General features: G+C 65.1%; 13 protein-coding genes and 1 pseudogene. 5 read left to right on the forward strand and 9 right to left on the reverse strand.

Annotated elements, in window-relative coordinates; genetic code table 11:
- Window positions 1–51 precede the first annotated feature (51 nt).
- The 4 genes and pseudogenes from CW305_RS01655 to CW305_RS01670 all read left to right on the forward strand — a co-directional run bounded on the left by CW305_RS01655 (window position 52) and on the right by CW305_RS01670 (window position 2,459).
- A complete protein-coding gene (locus CW305_RS01655; protein ID WP_101274699.1) occupies window positions 52–375 on the forward strand; it encodes a hypothetical protein in 324 nt (107 codons plus the stop codon).
- Between the two features lie 72 nt (window positions 376–447).
- Entirely contained in the window at window positions 448–1,173 is a 726-nt protein-coding gene (locus tag CW305_RS01660; protein ID WP_041013295.1) for an SIMPL domain-containing protein, read from the forward strand.
- Window positions 1,174–1,441: 268 nt separating this feature from the next.
- A pseudogene (locus tag CW305_RS23630) lies at window positions 1,442–1,579 on the forward strand (DUF4172 domain-containing protein); the annotation flags it as partial.
- A 109-nt stretch (window positions 1,580–1,688) separates the two neighbouring features.
- Window positions 1,689–2,459, forward strand: coding sequence for a nuclease-related domain-containing protein (locus CW305_RS01670; protein WP_014821138.1), 771 nt, complete (start codon window positions 1,689–1,691; stop codon window positions 2,457–2,459).
- Window positions 2,460–2,812: 353 nt separating this feature from the next.
- Here the strand turns inward: CW305_RS01670 and CW305_RS01675 are convergent, their stop codons facing one another.
- The 3 genes from CW305_RS01675 to CW305_RS01685 all read right to left on the reverse strand — a co-directional run bounded on the left by CW305_RS01675 (window position 2,813) and on the right by CW305_RS01685 (window position 6,480).
- Window positions 2,813–3,739 (reverse strand): ABC transporter permease, encoded by a 927-nt coding sequence (locus tag CW305_RS01675; protein WP_014821137.1) that lies wholly within the window; start codon window positions 3,737–3,739, stop codon window positions 2,813–2,815.
- 65 nt (window positions 3,740–3,804) lie between these two features.
- Window positions 3,805–4,911 carry an ABC transporter permease gene (locus CW305_RS01680; protein ID WP_104096940.1) on the reverse strand — a complete coding sequence of 369 codons (1,107 nt, stop codon included), beginning with the start codon at window positions 4,909–4,911 and terminating at the stop codon, window positions 3,805–3,807.
- Window positions 4,912–4,923: 12 nt separating this feature from the next.
- Window positions 4,924–6,480, reverse strand: a complete 1,557-nt coding sequence (locus CW305_RS01685) for an ABC transporter ATP-binding protein (protein WP_014821135.1) — start codon at window positions 6,478–6,480, stop codon at window positions 4,924–4,926.
- A 251-nt stretch (window positions 6,481–6,731) separates the two neighbouring features.
- Here CW305_RS01685 and CW305_RS01690 point away from each other — a divergent pair, with 251 nt between their 5' ends.
- Window positions 6,732–7,652 carry an AraC family transcriptional regulator gene (locus tag CW305_RS01690; protein ID WP_031297319.1) on the forward strand — a complete coding sequence of 307 codons (921 nt, stop codon included), beginning with the start codon at window positions 6,732–6,734 and terminating at the stop codon, window positions 7,650–7,652.
- Window position 7,653: 1 nt separating this feature from the next.
- On the opposite strand, the gene CW305_RS01695 is transcribed toward CW305_RS01690, so the two are convergent.
- From CW305_RS01695 to CW305_RS01720, 6 genes are all read right to left on the reverse strand, one after another.
- Window positions 7,654–8,109 carry a carboxymuconolactone decarboxylase family protein gene (locus tag CW305_RS01695; protein WP_090521491.1) on the reverse strand — a complete coding sequence of 152 codons (456 nt, stop codon included), beginning with the start codon at window positions 8,107–8,109 and terminating at the stop codon, window positions 7,654–7,656.
- Between the two features lie 10 nt (window positions 8,110–8,119).
- The gene (locus tag CW305_RS01700; RefSeq protein WP_104096941.1) at window positions 8,120–8,857 is read right to left on the reverse strand and encodes an SDR family oxidoreductase; all 738 of its coding nucleotides are present in this window, start codon (window positions 8,855–8,857) and stop codon (window positions 8,120–8,122) included.
- A gap of 122 nt (window positions 8,858–8,979) precedes the next feature.
- The gene (locus CW305_RS01705) at window positions 8,980–9,450 is read right to left on the reverse strand and encodes a nucleoside deaminase (protein WP_014821131.1); all 471 of its coding nucleotides are present in this window, start codon (window positions 9,448–9,450) and stop codon (window positions 8,980–8,982) included.
- A gap of 36 nt (window positions 9,451–9,486) precedes the next feature.
- The gene (locus tag CW305_RS01710; protein WP_104096942.1) at window positions 9,487–10,281 is read right to left on the reverse strand and encodes an ABC transporter permease; all 795 of its coding nucleotides are present in this window, start codon (window positions 10,279–10,281) and stop codon (window positions 9,487–9,489) included.
- On the reverse strand, window positions 10,268–11,071 hold the full coding sequence (locus CW305_RS01715; protein ID WP_104096943.1) for an ABC transporter ATP-binding protein: 804 nt from the start codon (window positions 11,069–11,071) through the stop codon (window positions 10,268–10,270). Before CW305_RS01715 ends, CW305_RS01710 begins: the two co-directional genes overlap by 14 nt.
- A 4-nt stretch (window positions 11,072–11,075) precedes the next feature.
- Window positions 11,076–12,053 (reverse strand): ABC transporter substrate-binding protein, encoded by a 978-nt coding sequence (locus CW305_RS01720; protein WP_104096944.1) that lies wholly within the window; start codon window positions 12,051–12,053, stop codon window positions 11,076–11,078.
- Window positions 12,054–12,075: the final 22 nt, after the last annotated feature.

Genomic DNA, 12,075 nt, shown 5'->3' on the forward strand with positions numbered 1-12,075 from the left:
AAGCCACGCAGCTGCGTTTTCATGACCGGGCAGGTAGAAGAGGCGCGAGTCATGAGCGATCAGGACATCGAACAACGCATCGCCCGCGACATCGCCAGATGGCAGCGCGGCGTGCAGGAAAAAGGCGAACCGCTGGTGGTGGACGAAGGCTGGCTGCAGACGCCACCGGGCCTGCGCTTGCCGTTCTCGGTGCTGAAGAGCGCCGGGGTGCCGCCCCGGGAAGTGGAATTGCTGGCGCAGCGTGCCGCGTTGCGCGAACGGCTGGAGGCCTGCAGCGATACGCAGCAGTGCGCGCGGCTGGAGCGCGAGCTGAGCGAGCTGGAGCAGCACATTGCCTTCCGGCTGGAGGCGTTGCAGCGCCTGGGCCGCGGTTGAGCGCTGGTGACTGGTGTTCGCACGGCGCTGGAGTAGCATGCGCATTCGGTCAATTCCTAAGGGGAGAAGCACGTGGCTACAGCACGAATCGGATTTCTGCCGGCGGCGTTGATCGCCGCGGCAGTGGCCTTCGCCGGCTGGTCGGTGGGGCAGGGCGTGGAGCGTTTCCGCATGGCCGACCGCACTGTGACGGTCAAGGGCCTGGCGGAGATGGACGTGAAGAGCGACTTTGCGGTTTGGACGCTGGGCTTTCGCCGTGGTGGCGATCAGTTCGCCGAAGTGCAGAAGGGGCTGAGCGAGGATCGCCAGCTGGTGCTGGATTTCCTCCGCGAGCAGGGCTTCACCGACGCGGAGATCGAAGTGCGACCGTTGCAGGTCCAGGATCTGCTGGCGCGTGAATGGGCTTCGCGCGATGTGGCGCTGCGCTTCAATGGCCAGGGTCAGGTGCTGGTCAAGTCAGAGCGCGTCGACGCGGTGGGCAAGGCGGCCAATGCCATCGATCCGCTGATCTTGGCCGGTGTTCAGCTGGATACCGAGATGAACGGCTTCGCCGGGCCGCGCTATCAGTTGCGTGGCTTCAATGAGCTCAAGCCGCAGTTGCTGGAAGCCGCCACCAGCAATGCCCGTGAGCAGGCGACGCGTTTTGCCGAGGATGCCGGTGCCACGCTGGGGCGCTTGAAGAATGCCAACCAGGGTGTGATTCGGGTTATCGATGACGATGGCAGTGATATGGACAGTGGGCGGACCGTGGGGAAACGGCTGCGGGTGGTGAGTACGTTTGAGTACACGTTGGATTGATATTGAGCTGAGTCCCTGAATGACGCGCCAACCGCCTGCCAAGGCGGATCAATCGCACTGCCCAGGCGCTTTCAAGCCCGGTAGCCAAGACAGTGAGCCGAATAAGCTCGCTAATCGGCTCACAGACGAGCAGCCCTCATGAATGACCCGCTCTGGATCTGGCAGCAGCCAATCAGAAGTGCGCAATGCCGGCTCGTAGAAATTGGGTCGAGGCCTGCATCGCTGCGGCTGCTCTTGAACCAGTAAGGAAGTCGTCCAGTCTTCTTCCTGCCAAGCTGTGGCCAAAGTCTCGAAAGCCACCGCCACGCGCCATCTGAGCGATCTTGTCGAGAAGGGCTGCCTTGCCCGACTGCCCGCTGGCGAGCGCAGCACGCGCTACCAGATACAGCAGCCGGCACACCCTTAAGGCTGACCCCGCAGAGACAAAGGGGCGTACGGAGGTGCGCGACACTGTCGTGCCATTACGCCAAGTTTCGCTACTATCCGGTTAATTCAGAATCACCCAGGGATAGGAAATGGACTTCACCCCCATCATCGCGCAGGCCTGGGGCATGTTGGCTTGGTTCATCCCGGCCGCCCTTCTGATTAGCCTGCTCAAGTCGCCTTGGGCCAAGGGCCATATTGGTGAACTGCTGGTGCGGCTGTTTGCCCATTGGCAGTTGGACAAGCAGACCTACCGCCGCCTGCACAATGTCACCTTGAACACGCCAGACGGCACCACGCAGATAGACCACGTTTTTCTTTCGCCGTACGGCATTTTCGTACTGGAAACGAAGAACATGAGTGGCTGGATCTTCGGTAGCGAAAAGCAGGCGCAGTGGACGCAGAAGCTCTACAAACGCACGTTCAAGTTCCAGAACCCGTTACGCCAGAACTACAAGCACCTCAAGGCCCTGGAAGCCACCCTTGGCGTTAGCCCCGAGCACCTGCACTCGGTCATCACCTTTGTCGGCGGCAGCACCTTCAAAACCGAAGTGCCTGCCAACGTGACCCAGGGCATCGGCTTTATCCGCTACATCAGGTCATTCCAGCAGCCGGTATTCAGCGAGGCTGAGGTCGTCGCCATGCTGCATGCCCTGCAAACCGACCGCCGAGCGGCAACCCTCGCCACCCACCGTGAGCATGTGCAAAACCTCAGGCGCCGTAGCGATCCAACCGCAGAACGACAATGCCCGAAATGCGGCAGTGCGCTGCTGATCCGCACCGTGAGGTCGGGGGCAAAAGCAGGGCAGCAATTTTGGGGATGCTCAGCGTTTCCCAAGTGCCGGACGATGCAGAGTCTTTGAAATGCAGAAAGGCTTGAAGCGTAGTTCTGTGCCCAGCTACTCGTTTTTAAGATGCCCAGCTGTCGCTGACGGTCTCGGCATCAGAGCCAGGGCTTGCTGGTTGTTTGGTTGTTTTTGCACGAACCAACAGGCGATACCGACCGCCCCTTGCGCGGCGACCCTCGGAGCAACGATGGAATGAGGGAAGTCTCGCGTAGCGAGACCCGGATGGCAGGGGCAAGACTTTTTGGTTGCTTTTGGCGGGGCCGGCCATCCGGGCGGCTGCCAAAAGGAACTCGCCCAGCAGGGCGAAACCAAGCTCTCAAGAAACTCACCAACCGGCCTGGTTCCGCATAGTCAACTCGCCCGACAAATCAATGCCCCGGCTGCCAAGGTTGCCCCAGCGACACCGGCGCATACAGCCGCGTGCGGATCGCATCCCGCGACAGCAGCACCAGCACCAGAATGGTCGCCACATACGGCAGCATCGCCAGCAGGTTGCCGGGGATCGCCAGGCCGAGGCCCTGCGCCACCAGGTGCAGGATGCTGGCCAGGCCAAACAGGTAGGCGCCGAGCAGGACGCGGCTCACCCGCCAGCTGGCGAAGACCACCAGGGCCAGGGCGATCCAGCCGCGGCCTGCGGTCATGTTTTCCGCCCACATCGGCGTGTACGCCAGCGACATGTAGCCGCCGGCAAGCCCAGCCATTCCGCCGCCGAACATCACCGCCAGGGTGCGCACGCGCAGTACCGGCAGGCCCATGGCGCTGGCGGCGTTGGGGTTTTCGCCGACGGCCTGGATGATCAGGCCGATGCGGCTTTTCAGCAGCACCCAGGCCACCAACGCAAACAGCCCGAAGGACAGGTACACCAGCAGGTCCTGGGCGAACAGCATGCGGCCGATCACTGGAATTTCGCTGAGCAGCGGAATTGCGATCGGCTCGAAGCCGGCCAGCGGCTTGCCGACCCAGCTGGCACCGACGAAGGACGACAGGCCGACGCCGAAGATGGTCAGCGCCAGGCCGGTGGCTACCTGATTGGCGTTGAAGCCCAGGGCCACCATGGCGAACAGCAGCGAGAGCAGCACACCGGCCAGGCAGGCGAACAGCACGCCGAGCCAGAGGTTGCCGCTGGCGAAGGCGACGATGAAGCCGATCACCGCGCCGAAGAGCATCATGCCCTCCTGGCCGAGGTTGAGTACGCCGGTTTTCTCGCACACCAGCTCGCCGAGGGCGACCAGCAGCAGCGGCGTGCCGGTGCGGATCATGGCGTAGAAGATATTGGTCAGCAGATCCATGTCCATCGGTCAGGCCTCGAACTTCAAGCGGCGGGCAGTGGGTGAAAAGGGCAGTAGCGCAGCGCGGACGATCATGTGGCCGGCTCCTCTTTGGCGCTGACAAGCGCTGGTTTGCGCGCCCACAGCTTCAGGCGCGGGCGGTAGAGGATCAGTACGTCGCAGGCGAGCAGGAAGAACAGCACCATGCCCTGGAACAGCTGAGTGATGGATTGCGGCAGGTTGGCGGCCATCTGCGCGTTCTCGCCACCGAGGTAGAGCAGCGCCATCAGCAGACTGGCGAAGACGATACCGATGGGGTTCAGGCGACCGAGGAAGGCCACGGTGATCGCCGCGTAGCCATAGCCCGGTGAAACTTGCGGCACCAGTTGGCCGATTGGCCCGGTGACTTCGGCGACACCGGCCAGCCCGGCCAGGCCGCCGCTAATCAGCAGAGCGATCCATACCAGTTTCTTGTCGCGGAAACCGACAAAGCCGGCGGCGCGCTTGTCCAGGCCGAGCACCTTGATCTGGAAGCCAAGAAAACTCTTCTGCAGCAGCACCCAGACCACCACCAGTGCCAGTAGCGCGAAGTAGAAACCGCCATGCACGCGCAGCCCTTCGATCAGTTCGGGCAGCCGGATGGCGTCGCCGAACATCGCCGACTCGGGGAAGTTGAAGCCTTCCGGGTCCTTCAGCGGGCCGTGCACGGCGAACAGCAGCAGGTTCAGCGCAATGTAGTTGAGCATGATGCTGGTGAGGATTTCGTTGGCGTTGAACGCCGTCTTCAGCCAGGCGCAGAGCCCGGCCCAGGCGGCACCGCCAAGGGTGCCGAGCAGCAGCGTCAGTACCAGTGCCCAGCGCGAATCCCAGTCGATGATGTTGACCGCCAGCGCGCTGCCGGCCAGGGCGCCGATGAGCAGCTGGCCTTCGGCGCCAATGTTCCAGATGCGTGCGTTGTAGACCACCGCCAGGCCGAGGGCGCAAAGCAGGATCGGCAGCGCCTTGACCAGCAGTTCGGAGACGCCGTAGAGATCGCCGAGCGGGTCGATCAGCAGCACCTTGAGGGTTTCCAGCGGCGGATGGCCGAGCAGCGCGAACAGCAGCGCGCCGCTCAGCAGCGTCAGCAGTGCCGCCAGCAATGGCGAGAACCAGAGCATGGCCCGTGAGGCCTCGCCGCGGGGTTGCAGGGATAACAGCATGATGGATTCTCGTCAGGCGGCAGAGGTGGAAACAGGGGTGTCGCTGGTATCGAACTGGCCGGCCATCCAGCGGCCGACTTCGACCGGGCAGGTGCTGGCAGTAGCGCGCTGTGGCGACAGCCTGCCGTCGCTCAGGGCGGCGATGCGGTCGCTGATCTGGAACAGCTCCTCCAGGTCTTCGGAGATCACCAGGATCGCCGCGCCGGCATCGCGCAGTTCGATCAGCGCGCGGTGGATCGCCGCGGCCGCGCCGACATCCACGCCCCAGGTCGGGTGCGCGGCGATCAGCAGCTTCGGCTGCTGCAGGATCTCGCGCCCGAGGATGAATTTCTGCAGGTTGCCGCCGGACAGGCTTGCCGCCGGGGTTTGTGCATCCGGCGTCTTCACGGCGAAGCGCTGGATGACCTGTTCGGCGAAGGCGCGCACCTTGCCGCGGCGGATCATGCCCTGCTCGACCATGCCGGTCTGTTGATAGGCGGTGAGCAGGCCGTTGTCGGCCAGGCTCATGCTCGGCACCGCGCCGTGACCGAGGCGTTCGGCCGGCACGAAGGCCATGCCGTGGCGACGGCGGGCGTCGGGGCGCAGGTGGGCGACGTCGTCACCGAGAAAGCGGATGTGCATGGCCTCTGCGGCAGGCAGGCGCTGTTCGCCACTGAGCAGGGCGAGCAGTTCGTCCTGGCCGTTGCCGGCGACCCCGGCGATGCCGACGATCTCGCCGGCGCGTACCTCCAGGTCCACCTCTTCGAGGGACACGCCGAACGGATCGGCGTTGTGCCAGGACAGCCGCTCGACCCGCAGGAACGGCGCGCGGCCCTCGCTCTTCGGGTATTCGGCTTCCAGCCCCTCGGCATCGCCGACCATCAGCCGCGCCAGTTCCAGGTCCGAGCAATCGGCCGGCACGCACTCGCCGGACACGCGGCCGGCGCGCAGCACCGTGGCGCTCTGGCACAGCGCGCGCACCTCGTTGAGCTTGTGGCTGATGAACAGGATGCTGCAGCCCTCGGCCGCCAGCCGGCGTAGGGTCACGAACAGCTCGTCGGCCTCCTGCGGGGTGAGCACCGAGGTCGGTTCGTCGAGAATCAGCAGGCGGATGTCCTGCATCAGGCAACGGATGATCTCCACCCGCTGACGCTCGCCGATAGACAGGCTGTGCACCAGCCGTTGCGGCTCCAGCGGCATGCCGTAGCGCTGCGAGACCTCGCGGATCTTCGGCTCCAGCTGCTTCGGCGTGCCGGCCCTGGCGCCCAGCGCCAGGGCGATGTTTTCCGCCACAGAGAGCGTCTCGAACAGCGAGAAGTGCTGGAACACCATGCCGATGCCGCGTTCGCGGGCCTGGGCCGGGTCGCGCATGGTCACCCGTTCGCCCTGCCAGTGGATTTCGCCGGCGTCCGGCTGGGTCACGCCGTAGATGATCTTCATCAGGGTGCTCTTGCCGGCGCCGTTCTCGCCGAGCAGGGCGTGGATCTCGCCCGGCTGGATCGACAGGTCGATACGGTCGTTGGCCAGGCAGCCTGGGTACTGTTTGGTGATGCCGCAGAGCTGGAGGCGCGCGGTCTGGGATTCGGGCATGGAGGCGTCCGCTGGGTTTTTCATGACCAGGGTGTAGCAAAAAGCTGGCCAGGCAGTCAGGAATTGAGATGCGACGCGGCCACGGCAGCTGCGCCACCGGTTGGCCATGCGACGATGTTAGCCGGTGCATCGCTTTGGTGCTTCACTCGGTGACATCGTCGTGTCGATGCACTGCCATGGGGCGGGACGACCGCGGACCGGATGGGCTGCTAAGCTAACCGTCCTTTTCCGCTCCCACCGGTTTGCCTGCAATGAACCAGATGGACCTTCATTCCGCCGAGGAAACGATTGCCCAGCGTGCCGCCCTGGCGCGGCTGATCGATGGCCTCTTGCGCGACGACGGCATGCATCCCACCGCGATTGACGACCTCTATCTGATCCGCTGCAGCGCGCCGAGCGAACTGGTGCACGGGCTGCACAAGCCGGCGCTGTGCATCATCGTGCAGGGCAGCAAGGAGGTGCGCCTGGGCGACGAGCTGTACACCTACGATGCGCTGCACTACCTGGTGGTATCGGTCACCGTGCCGGTGGCCGGTCGCGTGCTGGAGGCCTCGTCCGGCGAGCCGTACCTGTGCATTCGCCTGGATATCGACCCGGCAATGGTCGCCACCCTGGTGGCCGAAAGCGCGCCGTTGAGCCAGCCCGTGGAAGGGCCGGCGCGCGGGGTCTATCTGGACCGCATCGATGCGCCGTTGCTGGATGCCACGCTACGTCTGGTGCGACTGCTCGCCAGCCCGCAGGACATCCCGGTGCTGGCGCCGCTGGCCATGCGCGAGATCTTCTACCGCCTGCTTTGCGGTCGCCAGGGCCGCCACCTGCACGAGATCGCAGTGCGCGACAGCCAGGGCCATCGCGTCACCCGCGCCATCGAATGGCTGAACCGCAACTACGTCGAGCCGCTGCGTATCGAGGAACTGGCGCAGCGGGTCAACCTCAGCAGCTCGACGCTGCATCACCGTTTCAAGGCGCTCACCGCGATGAGCCCGCTGCAATACCAGAAGCAGCTGCGCCTGCAGGAGGCGCGGCGGCTGCTGATCGCCGAGGGGCTCGACGTTTCCAGCGCCGGCTACCGGGTCGGCTACGAAAGCCCCTCGCAGTTCAGTCGCGAGTACAGCCGCCTGTTCGGCGCCTCGCCGGTGAAGGATCTGGCCCGGCTGCGCAGCACGGCGTAACTCAGCGCGGCGCCGGGTCCGGCACCTCGCGCAATGCCTGAGCGGCATCGATGGCGCGGGGAAAGCCGGCGGTCACGGTCGTCAGGTAGACCACCTCCTTCAGCTCCTCACGGGTGACGCCCAGGCGCAACGCGTAGCCGGCGTGGACTTTCATGTACTGCAGATTGCCCTGAGCGGCGAAGGCGGCGATCACTGCCAGTTGGCGGGTGCGATCATCCAGCTCGTTGCGTCCCCAGACATCGCCCAATGCGTACTGGGTGATGCCCTCGGCGAGAAAGGGATAGTCCTCGCGCAGCGCTTCGAGTACCGGTTGCCCGGCACCGCCGGACAAGTGATCCATCACCTCGACGCCACGTTCGTGCCGCTCGTTGCCGGCGGCTTCCAGCGAGGCGAAGGTCAGCGAGCCGAACACGGCCAGGCAGGCCGCGGCCAGGGTGTTGCCTGTACGAAGGGTCATGGCGGCGTCCTCAGTAGGGGCTGGCGGTGGGGCGCACCACCAGCTCGCTGACGTCGACATCGGCCGGCTGGTCGATGGCATAGGCGATGGCGCGGGCGATGGCTTCGGCCGGAATGGCGATGCGGCGGAAGTCGTCCATGGCCGAGCGGGCGCTGTCATCGGAAATGCTTTCGGCCAGTTCCGATTCGGTGACGCCCGGGGACACCAGGGTCACGCGGATATCGCCACCGACCTCCTGGCGCAGGCCTTCGGAGATGGCCCGCACCGCGTACTTGGTGGCGCAGTACACCGCTGCGGTCGGGCTCACCGCGTAGGCGCCGATGGAGGCGATGTTGACGAACTGGCCGGCGCGCTGGCGCTGCATCAGCGGCAGGCCGGCGGCGATGCCGTGCAGCACGCCACGGATGTTGACGTCGATCATGCGGTCCCACTCGTCCACCTTCAGTGCGTCCAGCGGTGAAAGCGGCATCACCCCGGCGTTGTTGACGATTACATCGACGCGGCCGAAGCGCTGTTCGGCGAAGTCGACGAAGGCCTGGGTGCTCTCGCGACTGGTCACGTCCAGCGCGCGGCAGGCGGCGATGCCACCGCGTTCGCCGATCTCGGCGACGAGCTTTTCCAGCCGTTCGAGGCGTCGCGCGCCCAGCACGACGGTTGCGCCCTGGGCTGCCAGCAGGCGCGCCGTGGATTCGCCGATGCCGCTGCTGGCGCCGGTGATAAGTACGATTTTGCCGGTGATGTTCGACATGGGGTTGTCCTCCGCAGGTGGATTCGGGCGACGTCGTTGACGCCGTGATTCGAATACTGCGAGGGACGACGGTGGTCGCGTTATGGCGATCCTGCCGGGCGCTTGCCTGATTCTGGCGGGACCTACCAGATGCCTTCGTGCAGGGCAGCAGCCTCGTCTTCCAACAGCGGCCCGACGACTTCGACCTTGCGCTGGCCGGCCTCGAAGACGATGCGGCAAGGCAGGTCCAGCGTCGGGTTCTCCGGATGGTTGCCGGTGATGTCCTTCAGGCTCCGCTCGGAAAGGCCATAGACCACGCGACCCAAGCCGACCCAGTAGGCGGCCCCGGCGCACATGGCGCAGGGTTCGGCGGAGGTGTACATGCTGCAGCGCGAGAGGAATTCCGGCGTGTAGCGGGTCGAGGCACGGGTCATCAGCACGCGCTCGGCGTGGCCGGTCATGTCGTGGTCGGGCATGTAGGCGTTGCCCTGTTCCAGCAGCACCTCACCGTCCGGCCCGACCAGAATGGCGCCGAACGGGTGGGTGCCGTTTTCCAGTGCGCGGCGGGCGACGTCGAAGCTTTTGCGCAGCAGGGCGAGATCGTCGAGAGACATGGCGTTATCCAGACTGAGATTAAGAAGTGGTGGGCTTCAATGCCCACCCTTGGGCAGGCTCCAGGGAAAGCAGACCTTCTGCAGCAACCCGATCAGGTGGAATAGCACCAGGCTGATTACCACCAGCATCATCAGCGCAGCGAAGGCTTGCGGCACCTGGAACATCGAGGTGGAAAAGTTGATGAAGTAGCCCAGGCCTTTTTCCGCAGCGACAAACTCGGCGACCACCGCACCGATCACCGCCAGGGTGATGGAGATGCGCAGCGCCGAAAACAGGTGCGGAATCGCATAGGGCAGGCGGATGTTGCGGTACTCACGGGCCTTCGATGCGCCCAGTGAACGCGACAGTTCCACCAGCTCCTCCGGTGTCGCCAGCAAGCCAGTGACGCAGGACACCACGATGGGAAAGAAGGCGATGAGGAAGGTGATGAACACACGCGGCAGATCGCCGGCGCCCATCACCACCACAATGATCGGCGCTACCGCGACGATGGGCGTGGACTGCACGATCACCAGCAGCGGATACAGTGTGCGCGACATCACCCGTGAAGAGGCCAGAGCGATGGCCAGCGGGATGCCGATCAGAATCGACAGGCCGTAACCCATCAGCGTCACCCGCAGGGTGGCGAAAATATGCTCGGCCCAGGTGCCGAGACCGACCTTCTGCGTCGCCGCGAAGATGGCACTGGGCGAGGGCAACACGAAGCTCGGCAGCTTGAGCAGGCGGCAGGCCGCTTCCCAGACCAGCAATAGCACGAGCAGGGCGAGCCAGGGCGCGAAGCGGTCGGCCTGCGCCTTCATGCGCAGTGCCTTGGGCTTAATGGTCGGCATGGCGCGAGAAGACTTTGCGGCGGATATGGTTGGCGAGCTCATTGAAACGGGGCTCCGTGAGGGTTTCCATGGACCGCGGGCGCGGCAGATCGACATCGATGATTTCCTGCACGCGGCCGGGGCGCGCCGACATCACCAGGATGCGGTCGGCCAGCAGCAGCGCTTCGGGAATCGAGTGGGTGATGAACAGCACCGTCTTCGGACGCTGGGTCCAGATGTTCAGCAGCTCCAGACTCAGCTCGTCGCGGGTCAGGGCATCGAGGGCCGAGAACGGCTCGTCCATCAGCAGGATTTCCGGGTCATGCAGCAGCGCGCGGGCAATCGCCGCGCGCTGCTGCATGCCGCCGGAGAGTTCGTCCGGACGCTTGTTACCGAAGTCCTTCAGTCCCACCAGTTCCAGCAGCTCCTCGCCGCGGGTGATTTCCTGCGCGGTGACGCGGCCGTACTTGTGCCGCATGGGAAAGGTCAGGTTGTCGCGGATGTTCAGCCAGGGCAGCAGGGTCGGTCGCTGGAAGACGATGCCGATCTCGTCACGCGGGCCGTCCACCGGACTGCCGTAGATGCTGACCTGGCCGTGAGTTGGCCGTACCAGCCCGGCGAGGATGCGCAGCAGCGTGGACTTGCCGCAGCCCGAGGGGCCGAGCACCGCGATGAACTCGTGGCGGCCGATGTCGAAACTGGCGTTGTCCAGCGCCACCACCTCGCTGCCATCGGAGGAGGTGAAGACCTGGCTGACCCGGTCGAAGCTGATGTTGGGGCGCGGTGTGGCGGGCAGGGCGGCGGCGTTCATGGCATCACTCGCTCAGGCTGGTGTCGATGGCGCTGGCCGGGTCGAGGCTGTCGATCTGCATGCCCTGCGCCTTGGCGACCCATTCCCAGGTAGTGGCCAGGCGCTTGGCGTCGAAACCGGTGCCCTCTGCGGCACTGATCTCGTTCTGCATCAGCGGTACCGAGGCGGCGAATTGCTCCTCGGCCTGCTGCTCGTCGACCTCGGCGACCAGCTTCTTCAGCGCGGCGGCCGCTGCAGCCGGGTCGGCGATGGCGTTCTTCTGTGCCTGCTGGTAGGCCTTGACGAATTTCTTCGCGACCTCGGGATGGCTCTGCACGAAGCGCTGCGACGCTACCAGCGACAGGCCGTAGCCTTCGAAGCCGTATTCCGACCAGGGGATGGTCTTCAGCGTCTTGTCCGCTTCGCCGAGGGCACGGACGAAGCCAGGCGCGACGGTCAGCCAGTTGATGGTGGCGTCCACCTTGCCGGTGGCGAGCATCGGCGCCAGTGCGCCGGGGTCTAGCTTGAGCAGCTTGACGCTGTTCGGGTCGATGCCGTTGCGCTCCAGCAGCAGCGGCCAGACCACGTTGGAGGCGGAGAAGGTCGGCGTGGCCACGGTCTTGCCGACGATGTCCTTGAAGCTGTTGATGCCCGAGCCTTCGGTGGTGAAGAAGGCGTCCGGTTGCTTGTTGTAGATCGGCGCGACGGCGACCACCGGCACCTCGCCCTGGGCCTTGGCCTGCAGCAGCGAGGCCAGGCCGGCCGAGCCGAAGTCCGCGCTGTTGGTGGCCAGCTTGGTCACCACGTCGCTACCACCGCGGGCACTGGCGATTTCCACTTCGATGCCTTCTGCGGCGAACAGGCCCTGTTCGACACCTAGGTAGATCGCCGCCTTGTCGCCGGCTGGCAACCAGTCGTTGAGCCAGCGCACCTTGTCGGCGGCCAGGGCGGATTGGCTGAACAGCGCGAGCAGGGCGCTGGCGAGCAGGGTTTTCTTGAACATGGTGAAGCTCCTTGAAGGTTCG

This window comes from Stutzerimonas kunmingensis (assembly GCF_002929225.1).
Lineage (GTDB): Bacteria > Pseudomonadota > Gammaproteobacteria > Pseudomonadales > Pseudomonadaceae > Stutzerimonas.